Below are 18,888 nucleotides of genomic sequence, written 5' to 3'. Positions count from 1 at the left end.
TAAAATAAAAAAACAGGAGCGCAAGGCTCCTGTTTTTCTATTCAATCGTCTTCAGTAATAACTTTTTCAATAGTGGTTTAATCTTCAGACGTAAATCTTCAGCGTGATTTGCAACTAAGAAGTGATGGTTATAAATGTTCTTCATTAATTGATACGTTGCTTCTTTCGCTTCGCCTTCTTCGATGAAGATTCCGATTACTTCCATACCACTTTTACGAGCAAGTTTGACAGCTTCGTGTGTATCTAAAATACCGTCTTGTTGATAGTCTAGCGCGGAAGGCTCACCGTCTGTGAAGACAAGTAAGAATTTATGCTTTTCTGGTCTTTTCGCAAGCTTTTCAGAAACGATACGAATAATATATCCGTCGCGATTATCTTCTTCTTCACGAAGTTGCATAATTTCTGGACCAACGTTTGGTAGCGTTGAGTTTTTGTAATTTACAACTTCATGGATAACGTTCGGTTTATCTTCAGGTTTAGCACTAGAAGCATCTTCCCAAAATCCACTAATAGCGTGCGGGATTTTTAAAGATTTTAAAGCCTCATGGAATAGTACAACACTTTTTTTCGTTTCTTCCATTTTGTTATACATAGAACCAGAGCAGTCCACTAGTAATTGGAATGCAACGTCGAGCTCTTGTGATTCTTGCCCTTTTTTATAAAACATGCGTGGTTGCTTTTCAGTATAAATACGAAGGAATTTCTTACGAAGTCTTCCATAATATTTATCACTGTTTGCGTTTGTTTTATTTTCAATTGTTTTTTCGATAATTTTCTTTAATTCTTTTACATCTTTATTAACGACTGATTTGATAGCTTGGTAATCTTTTTTCTCGTCAGGATTTGGTTTACGTGCTTCTTTAAATGTATGAGAAGCGCCAGTGTTATACTTACCGTATGCACCGTCGTTTTGGCTAGAAGCGTGTGAAGCTCTTGCTTCTTCTGTGTCAGCACCATCAAAGTTAGATTGTGTACTTTTTTGAGAAGTACCTTGTACGGAACCTAAGGCTTGATCGCCATCTTCCGATTCACGAGCAGTATCACCCATCATATTTGTCTTTGTTCCGCTTTCTAATTCAAAGCGTAAAAAGTTCTCGTTTTCATTGTTTTTATTTTCACGGTGCCATGTTGAGAAGCTTTCATCCATTTTGTTTTTATTTTCATCGTCATCTATGAGCTGCGTATCATCATTTGCTAAATCTTCGACGCGGCAGTTTTTTTCGTCTGCAATGACAGATAAATAAAGCGGTGCATGACCGAAATAGTTGTTAAGCATATCACTTTCAAGAAGCTCCTCTAAGCGATAGCGAATTTTCTCAACGATATACATAATATCTTCTGTATTACGTGCTTGGAATGTTTCATGCAAAATAGTTTCAATGTGCTCGAAATATTCATTATTAAACATTTCATATTTATCGCTCGTTAATGAAAGGTAACAGAGACAAAATAGACGATCACCATGATAGTTACGAACACGGTTTATTTCATTTTGTGAGCCGAAGTAATTGCGGTACATTTCTTTTCGGCGTCTAAAAATATGCTTTGTGCCAGGGCGTAAGCTTTTTACGATTTCCTCAACGCGTAAATCTTCTAATAGAACAAATAATTGTGTTAAAAACTTTTTTAGGGGCGATTCTTGTAATTCAATCGCATAAGAACGAATTAAAGTCATGTCCGAGTAATGTTTATTACCAAGTGCTTTTAAGAACACTTCGCTTTTTAATCCGATTACTGTATCTTCTTCTTTTCGATCATCCCAAAAGTGACTAATGACAACTTTCTTTTCAATTTCGTCGTAGTATGCTTTATAGCCATATTCAAGATAGGCATCGTCTTCCTTTAGAAGGGCATACATTAAGTTTTCCATTTGTAGAAAAAGCGACGCATCAATTTTTTTGTCACTAAAAATTTGTCTCATGAATTATCCCTCAAAGAAATAACTTTCTGCTAATTCACGGACAGTCATTTGTTCTGTTTCATCATTTAATTTTGCAATAATGCTTCTTTCAATAGCGCGCATAACAGGAATATATACACCTAAATCACATGCATCGATAATACCACGGATACTTGCTGCTTCTTCACTTACACGTCCATCGTGAGCTAAAGGCATAAGGTCGCTTGCAAATGCAACGAACTTTTCAATTGTTGCAGTGTCTTTTAATTTTGATTCTGCTAATAATAATTCTTTTAATGTGTCGCCTTGGATGTAAGGAACTTCAATAATAACGAAACGGTTTTTTAATGCTTCGTTCAGTTCGCTTGTCCCAACGTAGCCTTCATTTATCGCAGCGATTACACGATACTCGTCATCACCGTATACGACTTCTTGTGTAAAAGGATTTGTAATCATTTTACGGTAATCTAATGCACCGTGAAGAAGTGGCAACGTTTCAGGTTTTGCCATATTGATTTCATCAATATATAGGAAATGACCGTTCTGCATTGCTTTCATAAGAGGGCCGTTAACGAAGGTAACTTCAGATGCGCCATCTTTTGTGTGCAATGTGTTGTATCCTAAAATACCTTCTACATCTAGGTCAACAGAACAGTTAATGCTATGCATTGGTTTTTGGAATAAAGAAGAAAGAGTTTCCGCTAGTACTGTTTTCCCACTACCAGTCGGTCCTTTTAATAGAATGTTTTTTCCAAGAAGAAGAGCTGTAATAGCGTCTTCGATAATACTGTTATCAGACGCTTTATATATTTTTGTACCGATTAAATGTGCATTTTCACCAGCTTTTTGTTTATTCTTTTCGTGAATTGTAGAAAGCTGCTGTTTTAAATCAGCATGTATATGAAATTGTTCTAACATGTATTTCCCACCTAACATTATTTTCATAAAGCAATACATCTTATGATAACTTGTTTTAATATGGTATGCAAAGAAAAGGAGAGGGACAAATATAAAAGAAAAAGCAATCAATAGTACATTGATTGCTTATAGTAAAGGAGAAATGAGTCGCATGAAAGACTCTAATATTCGTTTTTTTATACTTCTTTTTTGGAAAGCGTTCCATTTAATTTCAGTGGAATGCTTAAAGTCTTCTTCAAAATCACGTTTAATATCATGAACAGTTTCTGACTCATAAAGAACACCAATAATTTCATAATTTAATTCAAAGCTGCGTACATCCATATTTGCTGTTCCAATTGTCGCGACTTTATCATCTACGAGTACAATTTTTGCGTGCATAAAACCATCTTTATAACTGTAGATGGAAGCACCAGCTTTTAAAAGTGGAGTGAAATAGGATTGCGATGCTTGATCGCTAATGATGCTATCACTTTTACCTGGGTATAAAATGCGTACATCTATGCCGGAAATCGCACTTAAGCGTAATAATGTTAAAGTTTCTTGGTCTGGAATAAAGTATGGTGTAGCGATCCAAATAGATTTTTTGGCAGATCCCATAACAGCTAGTAATGTATTACGAATACTTTTATCATCTGAACTTGGTCCGCTCGCTACAATTTGTACAGCACCGTCTGCATTCAAAATTTCTTTACCTGGGAAGTATTCTCTATTCATAAATTGCTCCCAAGAATAAGTATTCAACCCGCTAGAAGCATAGAGCCAGTCTTCTAGGAAGATTGCTTGTAATTTATATAACGCTTTTCCTTCTATTTTTAAATGACTGTCACGCCAAACTGGGAATTTTTTTGAACGGCCAAGATATTCGTCACCGACGTTGAGCCCGCCAGTAAAACCAATTTCTCCATCCACAATGACGATTTTACGATGGTTACGATAATTGACTGTTTCAAGTAACCAAGCTGAAAAAATAGGGTCAAATTCTACAATTTCAATACCAGATTCTTTCATAGGTTGTAAAAATCGTCTTCTTAAAGTATTACTTCCAAGTCCATCATAAAGGAAGCGTACAATAACACCAGCTTTAGCTTTTTTTATTAACGCATCTCGAACTTTTGTACCAATCTCATCAGATTTATAAATATAGTATTGAATATGTATGTGATGTTTTGCCTGCTCGATAGCTTGCAAAATCTCTGAGAATGTTTGATCTCCGTTTGTTAAAAGTTGTGTAGTTGTTCTATCTGCGGCAGGACCGCCTCCAAATTTTTGCACGACTTCTGTTAAATGTAAGGAACGTTCATGTAATGGGACTGTGAGTGATAATTCTAGTCTTCTTCCTTCTAAAATTTCACGGAATAATTTTCTTTGTTCTTCTGAGCGATGGAGATGCTTTTTTCTTCTCCAGCGGCTACGACCGAAAATAGAGTATAAAAGTACACCGACAATCGGTAGAAGCGCTAATACTAAAAACCAAGCTAATGTACTTTGGGGAGACCTATTTTCGATAAAAATAACAAATGAAATCCCTACGATTGTAATAGACCATAGGGCACCAACAAATGTATATAGCGAGATAGCCGATATATCTAAAAGTAAGAGAACGATAGATACAATTGTAAATACTAATAATAATTGAACGATAGGTTTCTTCATTTTTATATAATTCCTCTAATCTTCCTTGAATATAGACTTTTTAAATAAGAGATGTAATGTGACATCTTTATTATAAAGTGTTTTTTATTTTTTACAAAATATAGGTATTTCCCTATACTTTCCGCATTTGTCCTACATACAGTATCTTATTACGTCTTTATATAGAAAAGGGGGATGAATACAATGTATGGTCGTCCAATCGGAGGATTTGGTCACGGCGGTGGTTTTGGGCATGGAGGCTTCCAGGGTGGTTTTGGACACTCGCCGTTTTTTGGCGGAGGTTTCTTTCCTGGATTTGTAGCAGGTGCATTACTAAGCCCTGGTTTTGGTTATGGGGGATATAGTTATCCGTATTACCAGGATTATTCTTACTATACAGGTTATCAACAAGATCCATATTATTCATACAACACCTATTAAGGTGAGGAAATTGAAAAGGAGAGGGGAAAATGAACTATATAGAACATAACGGTTTGTATTATCGTAATCATCATGGAGGGCACCATAATCACGGCGGACATAATCATCATGGTGGACACAATCATTATAATCATCATCATCACGGTGGTGGATGGGGCTGGGGAGGTGGCTCTTGGGGTGGCGGATTTTTCCCTGGAAGTTTTGCAGGAGGCGTGTTAGGCGGGCTTACAGCAGGTGCATTAACCGGTGCAACAAGTGGAGGCTATTATCCAGCGCCGTACCCGGTAACATATCCAGCGCCATATCCAGCACCATACCCAAGTTATCAGCAAATACCATACCATTATTAAACTAAAAAAGAGGTGAACCTCTTTTTTTAGTTTAATAATGTATTTATTTATAAAATACTTCCAAAATAAAGGTGAAAATATGTTAATATTTTGTTATTGTAATTCAAAAACGTATATACCAATTTAGATTTTTATATTATTATTCGTGAATAGTTGTATAGTATGTTTGAACTTCTATTCTGATGTGTAAGGAATGGACGTTAAATATAAGCGGAATTAGTAAGAAATAGGTTTTGAAAAGAGCGAGTTAAAGGAACGTAAGAGAATGAGTGCAATATAATAAGGAAAGAAAATTAAAGAGATGAAAAGCTACTACTTATAATTGAAACGGTATTATATTGCTTTTTATTACAAATAATATTATGTTATTTTAATCGGCCTATTTAAAACTATTGTTTATGTAAAGGTCTATTATGAGAAAATGAAATATCTCTATTTCTATGAAGAGAAACAAGTTGTGTTTTAGTCAGATAGGAAGCAAGGAGAGATGAGCATGCTAGAACAAAGAGATCATGCATTGTATGACTCTTCATTGCGAGATTTAAAGATGGCATTAGATGAGTCTTCAATTGTTGCAATTACAGATCGAAAAGGTCTTATTACATATGTAAACGATAAGTTTTGTGAAATATCTAAATATACAAGAGAAGAGCTAATAGGAAAAGATCATCGTATTTTAAATTCAGGATATCATCCGAAAGCATTTTTTCAAATACTATGGAAGCGTATTTCGAATGGAAAAGTTTGGACAGGAGAAATTCGAAATCAAGCAAAAGATGGTACATATTATTGGGTTAAAACAACAATTGTTCCATTTCTAAACGAAAAAGGAGAGCCATATCAGTTTATTGCGATCCGAAATGATATTAGTAGTAGAAAAGAAGCAGAACAAAGATTGCGGTTAAGCGAAAGTCGTTATAGAGAACTTGCATACCATGATGCGTTAACAAGTTTACCAAATCGTTTACAGTTAATTACGACTGTAAATAAGATGATTGTAGAGAAAATAGAATTTGGTATGATTTACTTTGATTTAGATCGTTTTAAATTAGTGAATGATACGTTAGGTCATATGATAGGAGATTTACTTTTAAGTGAAGTCGCTTCACGCTTGCATTATGTGTTAGGCGAGAAAGATGTTCTGGCTAGGCTTGGTGGAGATGAATTTGTACTGTTAACCAAAAAACATACACAAGATGAGATGAGGCAGCTAGCGACATCTGTATTGTCATGTTTTCAGGCACCATTTATGCTGGAAGGTCACGAAGTATACATTTCAGCTAGTCTAGGGCTTTGTTCTTATCCACAAGATGGACAAGATGTGGAAACACTATTGAAAAATTCGGATTTAGCTATGTATAGTGCGAAAGAACAGGGTAGGAACGCGGCGTGTTTCTTTACAGATGAGTTACGTGCCAAAATAAATCGTAGAATGAAGATTGAGTTTGCTTTGCAAAAGGCAATTCGTGATGAAGAATTAGATGTGGCGCTGCAACCTATCATTGATTTGAAAACGAAGAAATATACTGGTGTTGAGGCTTTAGCACGTTGTTCGACAGAAGAAGGACCTATTTCACCAGGCGAATTTATTCCAGTAGCTGAAGAATCTGGTCTTATTATAAAATTAGGAGACTGGGTGTTAGAAAAATCATGCCGCTTGTTTAAAACATTACCAGAGTATGAAGAAGGATTAAAATTATCGGTTAATTTATCGATACAACAATTAATGCAAAAGCGTTTTATTTTGTCTGTACGTAGTATTTTAAGAAGAACAGGTTTTCCACCGAATCGTTTAATTTTAGAAATAACGGAAAGTATTGCTGTTCGCCATTTTGATTATATTATCGCTACATTACAAGAAATCAGAAGTATGGGCATTTTAATTGCTTTAGATGATTTCGGAACTGGTTATTCTTCTTTATATTATTTAAAGCAACTACCACTTGATATCGTGAAAATTGATCGTAATTTTATTCGTGAATTTCATTATGAACACGCGCAACCAGAGCGTACAATTGTAAAATCTGTTATTGAAATTGCTCATAGTTTAAATTTAGCAGTAGTTGCTGAAGGGGTAGAAAACGTAGAACAAGAAAGTTTACTTCAATCCATGGGCTGTGATTATGTACAAGGATTTTATTATGCGAAACCTTTATCTGTAGGAGAGTTAAAAGAAAAGTTAATTACAGATTTTTAATAAAAAAGAGAAGCTAGAAGCTTCTCTTTTTTAATTTGTTTTTTGTGAGTCTCTCATTAGTATTGGGTAAAGAATCAGACCTAATATAAACAACCCAATTCCTAAGAAGAACGTTTTTAAATCAGCAGTTCCCGTTTTGATAACCCAAATGGAGTATACCAATGCCAATATAGTAATGATTCCATCTTTTACTCGAGAGCCAGGCATTATATCGTACGTTTCTCCTGTAATAACTAATTTTAATTGGTACAGGGTAGAAACAAGGTATGGAATTAAATATGCTAATGTTGCTACAACGATAGCGAAATTATAAGCTTCTGATACAGTACCAGAAATCGTTGAGAATAAGAAAATTTGCGTCATCACATTTGTAATAAATAATGATTTTGAAGGACTACCTTTTTTATTTGTTTTTGCGAACAATTTAGGGAAAAGTCCATTTTTTGCTGCCTGGTAAGGTACTTCTGAACTCACAACGATCCAGCCAACTGTAGATCCAAATAAAGATACAAGTGCAAGTAAAGCCATGATGTAGGCACCTTTATTGCCAATTGCTAAATTTAATGCGTCTACTAATGGTTTTTGAGATTCTTTTAAAGCATCTTGCGGAAGAGCTCCCATTGTAAGTAAAGTAATTGACATGTAAATAAGAAGGGCAATGATTAAGCCGAAAATCGTAGCCTTTTTTACATCGCGCTGAGATTTTGCACGATTTGAAAGCATTACAGCAGACTCAATACCGATAAATGCCCAAAGTGTTGCGATAGCAGCTGAATTAATTTGTCCACCTAACGAGATGGATTGTCCTGCCTCATTCATAAATGTTTGACCGTCTCCGAAATTAGAAGCATTGAAAATGAATAATGTGATTACAATAAACATTGTAAATCCAATAATTTTTGCGATAGTAGCAAGAAGGTTCATATTACCAGCTTGGTCAATATTTTGAGAAAGAATATATTGAATTCCCCATAACATAAGGCTACATACGAGGAAAGTTAATCCTTTTCCAAGTTCGAGTGAAAATCCGTTCGTTGAAAAGAGAATTTGCTTACTTTGTAAAACTGGAAAGAATGTTGATAAATATCCAGCAAAGGAAATAATAACAGATGCTGTTGCAGCCCAGTTCGCAGCCCAATATCCCCATGCCATACTATATCCTGCAACTTTACCCGCCTTTTTTGAAGGGAACATCGCTTGAGCATAGCTTTGTGGCCCTGCTTTTAATTCTGGTTTTCGGATTGCTAAATTTCCAAATACGAGTGCGATCATAAATACGCCAAGCCCTGTAATACTCCATGCGAGTGTAGAACCCATTGGACCTGATACATGTGCTAAATTTGCTGGGAGCATAAATACGCCACCGCCAACCATATTCCCAATAACAAAAGCTGTTAAAATCCATAATCCCCATTTTTTCGTTTCCATTTTTGTTAACTCCTTTGTAGTAAGTTTTGCTTAAACATCATTTTTTACTAGCTTTTTGGCAATAAAAAAAGAGCCATGTAGATAAAAAATACCTACATGGCTCTTCGCCTAACGTAGGTACAACGGGAATAACCCTTGTACCTACGCGTAATTTTTCCGCTAGGTTTCAAGGGTTACGTATGATGATGATGTTTTTGTGCAAATGTAACTACAATTGTTGTATAAGTAAGCATAGTTCTTTGCTCCCTTTCTCCTCTGATTTTGAAATTAGTATACTACATGCTTTTTTGAATGAAAAGAAAAATATAAAAATTTTTATAAAAATACGTTTTGGAGATTAAATATTTATCTTTATTTTTCCTATACTGGAAAATAAGTGAGAGATTGGCAGAAGAGTGTAGTATGGTATAATACATATAGAATTAGAAGGTGACAAGGGGCTATTGTAGATGATGAGTAAGTATGAACAAATTTATACAGAAATCAGTAATTCTATTGATAATAAGCAATTAAAAGAGGGATGCAAAATCCCATCAGAAACTGAATTAATGAAGCAGTATGAGGCAAGCCGAGGTACTGTAAGAAAAGCAGTAGATTTATTGCAAGAGCGTGGATATGTGCAAAAAATTCATGGAAAAGGTGTTTTTGTATTAAAGCGAAAAAATATTGAATTCAACTTTGGTGGCATTGTAAGTTTCCAAGAAGAAAATGAACGTTTAGGACGTCATTGTATTACAGATGTCGTAGAAATGGATAAAATAAAAGCTACGAAAGATGTAGCAAAGTTATTAAACGTGAAAGAAAAAACAGAAATAGATCATATTAAACGAGTGCGAAATATTGATGGAGAAAAAGTAATTTTAGATATCAATCATTTTGTATCTGAGTTTATTCCAGGGTTAACGAAAGAAATTGCAACAGCATCAATTTATAAATACATTGAGAAAGAATTAGGGCTACATATTAGCTATTCGCAGAGGGTAATTGAAGTGCAGCCGTGTACAGAGGATGACAGAAAGTATTTAGATTTAAATGGAACAGACTATGTTGTCGTTGTGAAAAACTTTACGCATTTATATGATGGAAGTCAGTTTGAATATACAGAATCACGCCACCGTTTAGATATTTTTCATTTTTCGGATGTGGCACGGAGGAAGTAAAGAGGTGGAACAAAATATTGTTTCACCTCTTTTTTTTATAAAAAAACACAAACTCGTATATACGAGTGTTGACTAACTTATATATACGAGTTAATATGTAAGTGTAAACGGTATCAAAAAAAGAAAAGAGGGACGGGAATATGGGGAAAGACTATCGTAAAACAGCAGAGGAAGTGTTGCAGTATATTGGTGGAAAAGACAATATCGAACAAGCTGCGCACTGTGTAACGAGGCTCCGTATCGCTTTAAAGGATGAAAGTAAAATAGATAATGATAAATTACAGTCTATTGCATTAGTAAAAGGAGCGTTTCATAACGCTGGGATATTTCAAATTGTAATCGGTCCAGGAGATGTTGATCGAGTATATGCCGAATTGATAACGCTTGCAGGTATGAAAGAAGCGACAGTAGCTGATGTAAAAGATTCTGGAAACCAAAAGCTAAATCCAGCTCAAAAGTTTGTAAAAGTATTTTCAGATGTATTTATGCCGATATTACCAGCAATCGTAACAGCTGGTTTACTAATGGGAATTAACAATCTATTAGGGGCGAAGGACTTATTTTTTGAAGGCAAAAATTTATTAGATGTGTATCCAAACTTAAGTGGGCTTTGGGATTTAATTAATATGATGGCGAATACAGCATTCGTATTCTTACCAGCACTTGTCGGTTGGTCAGCAACGAAGCGTTTTGGTGGTAGTCCGATACTCGGGATTGTTATGGGATTAATGCTTGTGCATCCAGCCTTATTAAACGCGTGGGATTATGGAAAAGCAGCGACTGGTTTAGACGGGCAAAAGATTGAGTACTTCGATATTTTAGGATTATTTCAAATTGAAAAGGTAGGGTATCAAGGACAAATCTTGCCGGTCTTAGTAGCAGCATTCGTATTAAGTAAAGTGGAAATCTTCTTAAAGAAACATGTACCAAATGCAATTCAATTACTAGTCGTACCAATTACAACGATTGTCGTAACAGGTGTGTTAGCATTAGGGATTATTGGTCCAGTTACACGTCATATTGGAGATTTATTAACAGCTGGATTAGTAGGGGTATATGAAACAGTACCAGTAGTTGGAGCAATATTGTTTGGAGCATTGTATGCACCACTTGTAATTACAGGTATGCATCATATGTTTATTGCTATCGATTTACAATTAATTGCACAGCACGGTGGTACATTCATTTGGCCAATGATTGCCCTTTCTAACATTGCGCAAGGTAGTGCAGCACTTGCGATGTTCTGGATTTCTAAAAATCAAAATGATAAAAGCATGGCATCGACATCAGCAATCTCAGCATATTTCGGTATTACAGAGCCAGCTATGTTTGGTGTGAACTTACGAAATAAATTTCCGTTTTATGCAGCAATTATAGGATCGGCTGTGGCAGCAATATTCATTACGTTAAATGGTGTATTAGCACCTGCTATCGGAATTGGTGGATTACCAGCATTTATTTCTATCATTCCGAAATCGATTCCAATGTTTATTGTCGGAATGATTATCGCAGTTGTAATCCCATTTACGTTAACGTGGTTATTTGCAAAACGAGTGAAACAGAAGTAGGAGGAAGTTAAACATGAAGGATTGGCATAAAAGTGTAGTCTATCAAATTTATCCGAAGAGCTTTAATAGCTATTACAATAAAGAAACCGGTGATATAAAAGGGGTTACAGAGAAACTAGATTACTTAAAAGAACTCGGAGTAGATTATATTTGGTTAACACCGATATACGAATCACCACAACATGATAATGGATACGATGTAAGTGATTATTACAGTATTGATCCATCTTACGGAACGATGGAAGAGTTTGAAGAGCTTTTAGAAGAAGCGAAAGCACGTAACATTGAAATTATGCTAGACATCGTTGTAAACCATAGTTCGACGGAGCATAAGTGGTTTAAGGAAGCGAAGGAAGATAAAAATAGTCCATATCGTAATTACTATATTTGGCGTGATGAAAAAAATAATTGGCAGTCTAAGTTTGGTGGGTCCGCTTGGAAATATGATGAGAAGACAGAGCAATATTTTTTACATCTATTTGATGAGACGCAAGCGGATTTAAATTGGGAAAATGAAAAACTTCGTGAAGAAGTATATGATATGATGCGCTTTTGGCTTGAGAAAGGGGTAACTGGATTCCGATTAGATGTTATTAATTTAATTTCAAAAGATCAACAGTTCTTAAATGATGACGGAAGTACGGCGACAAGCGATGGACGTAAATATTATACAGATGGTCCGCGTGTTCATGAATATTTACAAGAGATGAACCGAAATGTGTTTGAAGGGAAAGATGTGATTACAGTTGGAGAAATGTCATCTACGACAATTGATAATTGTATTAAATATTCAAACCCTGAGCGCAATGAATTAAGTATGACGTTTAGTTTCCATCATTTAAAAGTAGATTATCCAAATGGTGATAAGTGGACGAAGGCTGAGTTTGATTTTATTAAATTAAAAGAGATTATGTCTAATTGGCAAATGGAAATGCAAAAGGGCGGGGGATGGAATGCATTATTCTGGTGTAATCATGACCAGCCTCGCATTGTGTCACGCTTTGGTAATGATGGAAAGTACCGAAATGAATCTGCAAAAATGTTAGCAACGGCTATGCATATGTTGCAGGGCACACCTTACATTTATCAAGGCGAAGAAATCGGTATGACGAATCCTAATTTTGAGTCTATCGAACAATATCGTGATGTGGAATCTTTAAATATATATGATATAAAACAAGAAGAAGGCTTATCTAAAGAAGAGATTATAGGAATTTTAAAACAAAAATCTCGTGACAACTCCCGTACTCCGATGCAGTGGAATGAAGAGGCGAACAGTGGGTTTACAACAAGTACACCTTGGATTTCAGTTGCTGAGAATTATAAAGAGATTAATGTAGAAAAAGCATTAGAAGATAATGAATCTGTATTGTATCATTACAAAAAACTAATTGAATTAAGAAAAACATATGATGTAATTACAGAAGGAGAATATGCTATTTTAGATGAAAATCATCCTAAGATTTGGGCATATACTCGTACTACAGATAGTGAAGTGCTACTTGTTATTAATAACTTCTATGGAGAAGAAATAACGTACTCTGTACCAAAGCACGTTCAATTAGATGGCATGAAACAAGAAGTACTACTGTCGAATTATAAAGATTCCAGCAAGGATATTACAACCCTTAACTTAAGACCATACGAATCAATTGTATATCGATATACGAAATAAAAGGTTGTATGCCCGCGTGGCATACAACCTTTTATTTTAAGACCCCGCTATACAAAATGTTTACCTCTACCTCAGGTTTGAATTTTACTTTTGCATAATCTTTATTCCAATTTTTTTTCTTCCACAGATCAGGATGATAGGCGATAAGGTGTCTACCGATACCGAAAGCATCACAATTTGCCTTTTGTAGTTTGTTTGTTATTTTTTTCGCCTCTTTCGTAAGCTGTTTAGACAGTTCTTTATTTAGTTTTTCTCTGTCAGCCATTGTATACAGATTATCTCGCGGGGATTCAAGTGCTATCACTTTTAGTTGAAGCTGAATGTGAGCATAAACATTTCCTTTTTTATCTGTTTTTATTTTTAAGTCGCGTTTTAATTTCCGATTGCTCACTTCCATTGTTAAATAATCAGATGTCTTCTCTGATTCATCGCTAGTAAGTTTTTGAGTTATACGGGCACTTGTTCCCATCTTCCCAGTTAATAAAACGAATAAAACAGCTTGGTTTAGGGGTAAATGTCCAGTTAATTTGTCGTTATTAAATAAAGCTAATCCGTTTGTAATAACTTCTTTTCCTCTTACTTTTATAGAAGGGAGAGTGAAATCTTTACCGGGATCTAACATTTTTGTAGCAGCTGTTTCTAAAGTTTCTTTTGGAAATACACTCATATCTTCTAAGCTTTTCACTTTTTTCTTTAGAAAATCTCCAATTAGTAAATTTCCTACTTTCTTTTTTTCTAGTATCTCGGATGTTTCACCATCTACTGCAATAAGTTTTACTAAAGCAGTTGGGTTTGTTGGGTCCCGAAAGCTGACATCTAAATAGGGTAGTATACCTTTTTTTAAAATTTTGGTTCCTAGTAATTGAACACCATATTTGAAATAACGAATATTTCCAGTCACATTTTTTTTTAGGGCATCGCTTGTATCCCTTATGTTATGCCCGGTTGCTGAATGTATTTCATTCTCGAATGAAGATTGCTCTCCGCTTGAACTTTTTACGAGCTCGATTGTTTGCTGGAGTTTATTCTCTTCCGTAATATCAGATCCAATACTATAAGCTAACCTTGCTTCTCTTAATGGTTCTTGATCCCAACAGCCAGAAAGGAGGGAACTAGTACATAATATAAAAAGTAATTTAACTCTTTTTTGGAACATATTGTTCTCCTTTCTTATTTCTTATTACTGAATAAAGTAGAAATAATAGAGGGAGGACAACTATGAAAATATAGGTGAACTTATCAGTGAAAGTTGAAATTACTTTTAATTCTTCAGGTGTATCTATAAATAAGGCTACACTAAAAGCAATAATACCAACGATTGGAACAGCTTTTTTATGATTAGCAAGATTGAATATATGTCCCATTCCAATTGAAGCAGCACAATAATAACTAGCAATAGAAGCCGCAACTGTTATCATCCATATTGGTATGAATAGTAAATCAGTCCGGTCTATAATCCCGATATGTAAGGAACGTAATAAGTAAGCAACTGGTTCTGGAATAAGTTCAACTTGTTTTGGACTAAATACGATAAAGCAAATCCAAACAGTAAAAGTATAAAAAATAGTTACAAATCCATTGGCGATAGAAATGGCCTTCAGTTTTGCAATAGAACTCCCATTTACTTTTGGGAAAGCGATAAGAATAATTTCAAAACCATACATGGCTGTAATTGTTTCTTTGGATGCTTGAATAATATTCCACCATCCAGCTTCTGTAATTGGAAAAATATAAGAAAAGTCAGCCCGCGTGAGCCCAAGTCCAATTAAAAGTGCCATTGGGACAATAAGAATAGAAGCCATGACATAAAATCGCACAATTACTTTAAATGTATTATAGGCTACATAGCAACAAGCTATTGTAAATAGCATGAGAATGGCAGACCAAGGAGTGGCTTGTAATATCCAAACTTTTATGACATTACAAGCATTTAACATAACCGTCATACCAATAAGAGTAAAATAAAAAACATAAGCAAAACCTAATAGTTTTCCAAACTTATTACCAAATAGCATACAAACACTTTCATACATATCTGCATCAGGAAATCGTTTTAAGAAAAGCCACATAAGTAAAATAATAAGTTGAATCGCAAGTCCAGCAATGAGAGCGGAAATCCATCCGCCTCCTTTTGCTATTGGGTGAAGACGGTTAGGTAAAGAAAGTATACCAACCCCGATTTGGCATTGAATAACGAAAAAGGTAAATTGAACAAGCGAAATTTTACTTTGCGTGTTTGTCACCGTTCTCATCCTCTCTCGTTACATGTTGTCGTTGCATTTTTTTCGGTTTTGGATCATGTGGTCGTTCCCAAAATGACCAAATTGGTAGTCTTACAAAAGAATCTTTCATATCTTTTATTCGCATTGGAGCAATAGGAGAAAGATATGGTGTATGAAAAGAATGAAGCTGACATAAATGAACAAAAGTTATAATCAAGCCAAATGAAATTCCTACATATCCGAATATCGCAGCGAGAATCATTAATGGAAAACGAAGAATTCGAACTGCTGAACTCATATCGTTTGATGGAACGAGAAAAGATGAGATTGCAGTTAAAGCTACAACGATGATCATCGTATAAGAAACAAGGCCAGCTTTTACAATTGCATCACCAATTACTAAACCGCCTACAATACCGATTGTTTGTCCAACTCGGCTCGGTAGACGAATACCAGCTTCTCGTAATAACTCGAAAATTAGTTCCATTAAGAGAGCTTCGAAAATAGGAGGAAGTGGTACTTTCTCTAATGAAGCTTTAATTGTATACACAAGTTCAAGCGGCAATACATCAGGATGAAAGGCTACGGTTGCGATATATATAGCCGGTAAGAGAAAAGCAATTAAAAAACTCACTAAGCGAATCATTCGGACGAAAGAACCGACAATCCAGCGGTTATTATAATCATCTGGTGATTGATAGAAAGCAAATAACGTAACAGGAACGATGAGCGCTGTTGGATCTCCATCAGATAAAATAGCAACTCGTCCTTCCATTAAATTTGCTGCAACTCTATCTGGACGCTCTGTATTTAATTGCTGCGGAAATGGTGAGAAAGACGTATCCTCTATAAATTCTTGTATATATCCTGGAGGCATAAGTGCATCTGTCTTAATCGTTTCTAATCTTCTTTTTACTTCTGTAACTAAATCGTCATTCGCTATGTTTTGCATATAAGCAATTGCCACTTTCGTGTGCATTTCTTCACCAAGTGTGAAATATTTAACGACGACGTTTGGACTTTTTATGAGTTTACGAATGGAAGCTAAATTCGTTGCTAAATCTTCTACAAATCCAGTATGCGGTCCACGTACAATACCTTCATTATCAGGTTCTGTTATATCTCTTTTTAAAGATAGAGCCGTTTCGAAAATACAAAAGAATTCGACTTGATCATGAAAATATAATGATTTACCTTGTAATAAAAGCTGTACACCATAATTTAAATTTGTTTCTTTTTTCATATTTAATGTGGAAAAAACTTTATCTAAAGACAGTTCGGATCGAGTTAATAGAGGCTCAAGAGCGAGCTGATGAATTAAATTTGGGTCTGCTAAAGATTCGATATATAAGATTGTTCCTTTTCCATTTTGAAAAGGAACATCTAGTTTTTTTATATCATCTGAATGGGAAAGTTTGTTTTCGATGTAATTAATGTTCTCCGGAAGTGATGGAAACATATGCTTTTTGTTATTATCTTGTTGCGAACTTTCCTGTTCGGTCATAATTTCCACCTCTTTTAAAGTACAATTGTTTCTGTTAATTTTTGTCGTTTGTGAGAAATTTATGCTTGAATTATTTTTTAAAAAAGAGGATTGAAAGTTACGTTACGTCATCTTTTATACTTAAGGAAACACGGAGTAGAGGGATGGTGTATATGATTTTGAAACGTATGTGGGGATGGAAAGAAGTTTTATATTTATTTATGTTTGTATTTATTATTGTTCCAGTAACTGTTGAATCTCTTTTTTATGACCATGCTTTAAAAATAATAGGTAACTCATTATATGCTGGAGTATTAATGGGATTTATAATGTCGGTGATATTTACTACTGTAGTTTATCTTTTTTGTATAAAAAGATATCAACTGTCTTGGAAAGATATTGGAATTCGAAAACTTTCATGGAAAGATTTTTTATGGACAGTTATAGCATTTATTACCTTAATTGTAGTTAGTATTGCTGTATTGATGATAATGGAGAAAATGGGTATTTCTTTTGAAAATAGTAAAACGGAGACGGTCCAAAATGATAAATCAATATATTCGTTCTGTATTGCGGTAATTGGAGCAGCAGTTATATCACCAATTTATGAAGAAATTTTATATCGAGGTGTTTTTTATACATTTTATCGTGATAAATATGGTATATGGGGTGGAGTGCTTATAAGTTCTATAATATTTACTGTTGTTCATATTCCAACATATAACACATTACCAGTGAATTTTTTAAGTGGAGTAGTATTTGCGTGGTTATATGAGAAAACAAATTCTATTTTATCAGCTATGATTGCCCACGCACTATTCAATTTCATAGCAGTACTTCTCACATTTGTGTCGAATTAAGAAGATATATAGGAGGGATACATATGGAAATAGCTGTAGAACGAGTTTTTACGAAAGAGATTTTAAAAAAAGCTGCAAGTTTGTTTCAGGTGATAGTGGAAGAAAAGCCACTTGGAGATTTTGAAAATTATATTTTTAAGGCGAAGGGTGATGGTAGTGAAGAGTATGTATTACGTTTAACGCATTCTTCTCATCGCTCTAAAAAAGAAGTAGAGGCCGAACTAGATTTTTTACGGTATGTTGCTGAGAATGGGGCAAAGGTAGCAGGCCCTCTTTATTCAACGTCTCAAAATCTTATAGAAGAAATTGGAGCGGAAGATGGCACGTTCTTTTTCGCTTCCTTATTTACGTATGCAAAAGGTGAGCAAGTAAAAGGAGAAGAATCGCCTTATTGGGGAGAGATTTACTTTGAAGCGTGGGGAAAAGCGATTGGCCAACTGCATCGCCTTACAATGAAGTATCCTAAAACGGATTATCGTGATACGTGGGAAGAGGACGAAAGTAGCATTGTTCAAGAATTAGAAGATGAGAAAGTAAAAGAGATCGCTACGATATTAATGGATGAAATAAAGGTCCTTCCGATTGAAAGAGAGACATTCGGTCTTATGCACGGTGATATTCATCCAGGTAATTTTCATTATGATGGAAAAGAGCTAACAATCTTTGATTTTGATGATGCGGCTTATAATTACTTCATTCATGATCTGGCAATGGTTCTTTATTACTCGGTTTTATTTACACCGTGGACAGCGGAGGAGAAGACAGACTTTGCTCGTAAACAGCTACAAGTGTTACGGAAAGGCTATGAGTATGAGCACAGACTGGAGGATAGTTGGTATGAATCATTACCACTATTTTTACGTTTGCGTGACATAGGTCTATACGGCACGCTCCAAAAGAAATTTAAAGGGAAAGATATGCCAGATAACTTCCGGAAATTATCAGAAGAATTATATGAAAGAATTATAAGCAAAGAAGCAATTGTGAATATATAATACATTTTCCTTAAAACAAAGTATGTAAAATAAATATATACTTTGTTTTTTTATAC

15 protein-coding genes are annotated in these 18,888 nt (G+C 34.9%); 8 read left to right on the top strand and 7 right to left on the bottom strand.

Going from position 1 to position 18,888, the window contains the following annotated elements:
* Nucleotides 1-37: 37 nt before the first annotated feature.
* From EUC40_RS22810 to EUC40_RS22800, 3 genes are all read right to left on the bottom strand, one after another.
* Entirely contained in the window at nucleotides 38-1,921 is a 1,884-nt protein-coding gene (locus tag EUC40_RS22810) for a vWA domain-containing protein (protein WP_071710209.1), read from the bottom strand.
* A 3-nt stretch (nucleotides 1,922-1,924) separates the two neighbouring features.
* Entirely contained in the window at nucleotides 1,925-2,818 is an 894-nt protein-coding gene (locus EUC40_RS22805; protein WP_071710210.1) for an ATP-binding protein, read from the bottom strand.
* Nucleotides 2,819-2,944: 126 nt separating this feature from the next.
* Nucleotides 2,945-4,474 carry a cardiolipin synthase gene (locus EUC40_RS22800; protein ID WP_071710211.1) on the bottom strand — a complete coding sequence of 510 codons (1,530 nt, stop codon included), beginning with the start codon at nucleotides 4,472-4,474 and terminating at the stop codon, nucleotides 2,945-2,947.
* A gap of 183 nt (nucleotides 4,475-4,657) precedes the next feature.
* Here EUC40_RS22800 and EUC40_RS22795 point away from each other — a divergent pair, with 183 nt between their 5' ends.
* From EUC40_RS22795 to EUC40_RS22785, 3 genes are all read left to right on the top strand, one after another.
* The gene (locus EUC40_RS22795) at nucleotides 4,658-4,894 is read left to right on the top strand and encodes a hypothetical protein (RefSeq protein WP_000274354.1); all 237 of its coding nucleotides are present in this window, start codon (nucleotides 4,658-4,660) and stop codon (nucleotides 4,892-4,894) included.
* 29 nt (nucleotides 4,895-4,923) lie between these two features.
* Nucleotides 4,924-5,244, top strand: a complete 321-nt coding sequence (locus EUC40_RS22790; RefSeq protein WP_156576680.1) for a cobalt transporter — start codon at nucleotides 4,924-4,926, stop codon at nucleotides 5,242-5,244.
* A gap of 493 nt (nucleotides 5,245-5,737) precedes the next feature.
* The gene (locus tag EUC40_RS22785; protein ID WP_071710214.1) at nucleotides 5,738-7,441 is read left to right on the top strand and encodes a putative bifunctional diguanylate cyclase/phosphodiesterase; all 1,704 of its coding nucleotides are present in this window, start codon (nucleotides 5,738-5,740) and stop codon (nucleotides 7,439-7,441) included.
* Nucleotides 7,442-7,471: 30 nt separating this feature from the next.
* On the opposite strand, the gene EUC40_RS22780 is transcribed toward EUC40_RS22785, so the two are convergent.
* On the bottom strand, nucleotides 7,472-8,869 hold the full coding sequence (locus tag EUC40_RS22780; RefSeq protein ID WP_071710215.1) for an amino acid permease: 1,398 nt from the start codon (nucleotides 8,867-8,869) through the stop codon (nucleotides 7,472-7,474).
* A 449-nt stretch (nucleotides 8,870-9,318) separates the two neighbouring features.
* Between EUC40_RS22780 and treR the strand changes: the two genes are divergently transcribed.
* The 3 genes from treR (at nucleotide 9,319) to treC (ending at nucleotide 13,272) form a co-directional block, all read left to right on the top strand.
* Nucleotides 9,319-10,029: a trehalose operon repressor gene (treR, locus tag EUC40_RS22775; RefSeq protein WP_071710216.1), complete on the top strand. Its 711-nt coding sequence runs from the start codon at nucleotides 9,319-9,321 to the stop codon at nucleotides 10,027-10,029.
* 140 nt (nucleotides 10,030-10,169) lie between these two features.
* The gene (gene treP, locus EUC40_RS22770) at nucleotides 10,170-11,597 is read left to right on the top strand and encodes a PTS system trehalose-specific EIIBC component (RefSeq protein WP_156576679.1); all 1,428 of its coding nucleotides are present in this window, start codon (nucleotides 10,170-10,172) and stop codon (nucleotides 11,595-11,597) included.
* 13 nt (nucleotides 11,598-11,610) lie between these two features.
* Nucleotides 11,611-13,272 carry an alpha,alpha-phosphotrehalase gene (gene treC / locus EUC40_RS22765; protein WP_156576678.1) on the top strand — a complete coding sequence of 554 codons (1,662 nt, stop codon included), beginning with the start codon at nucleotides 11,611-11,613 and terminating at the stop codon, nucleotides 13,270-13,272.
* A 31-nt stretch (nucleotides 13,273-13,303) separates the two neighbouring features.
* Here the strand turns inward: treC and gerKC are convergent, their stop codons facing one another.
* The 3 genes from gerKC to gerKA are packed head-to-tail and all read right to left on the bottom strand — an operon-like array spanning nucleotide 13,304 to nucleotide 16,998.
* Nucleotides 13,304-14,428 (bottom strand): spore germination protein GerKC, encoded by a 1,125-nt coding sequence (gene gerKC / locus EUC40_RS22760; protein ID WP_156576677.1) that lies wholly within the window; start codon nucleotides 14,426-14,428, stop codon nucleotides 13,304-13,306.
* The gene (locus tag EUC40_RS22755; RefSeq protein ID WP_156576676.1) at nucleotides 14,409-15,515 is read right to left on the bottom strand and encodes a GerAB/ArcD/ProY family transporter; all 1,107 of its coding nucleotides are present in this window, start codon (nucleotides 15,513-15,515) and stop codon (nucleotides 14,409-14,411) included. The genes gerKC and EUC40_RS22755 overlap by 20 nt, the downstream gene beginning before the upstream one ends.
* The gene (gene gerKA / locus EUC40_RS22750) at nucleotides 15,496-16,998 is read right to left on the bottom strand and encodes a spore germination protein GerKA (protein WP_156576675.1); all 1,503 of its coding nucleotides are present in this window, start codon (nucleotides 16,996-16,998) and stop codon (nucleotides 15,496-15,498) included. The genes EUC40_RS22755 and gerKA overlap by 20 nt, the downstream gene beginning before the upstream one ends.
* A 152-nt stretch (nucleotides 16,999-17,150) precedes the next feature.
* On the opposite strand from gerKA, the gene EUC40_RS22745 reads away from it, so the two are divergent.
* On the top strand, nucleotides 17,151-17,837 hold the full coding sequence (locus tag EUC40_RS22745) for a CPBP family intramembrane glutamic endopeptidase (protein WP_156576674.1): 687 nt from the start codon (nucleotides 17,151-17,153) through the stop codon (nucleotides 17,835-17,837).
* A gap of 23 nt (nucleotides 17,838-17,860) precedes the next feature.
* The gene (locus EUC40_RS22740) at nucleotides 17,861-18,832 is read left to right on the top strand and encodes a phosphotransferase enzyme family protein (protein WP_156576673.1); all 972 of its coding nucleotides are present in this window, start codon (nucleotides 17,861-17,863) and stop codon (nucleotides 18,830-18,832) included.
* The last annotated feature ends 56 nt before the right edge of the window (nucleotides 18,833-18,888 follow it).

It is taken from the genome of Bacillus luti, assembly GCF_009739945.1.
In the GTDB taxonomy this organism is placed as follows: domain Bacteria; phylum Bacillota; class Bacilli; order Bacillales; family Bacillaceae_G; genus Bacillus_A; species Bacillus_A luti.
This window is presented reverse-complemented; position numbering and strand designations above follow the sequence as displayed.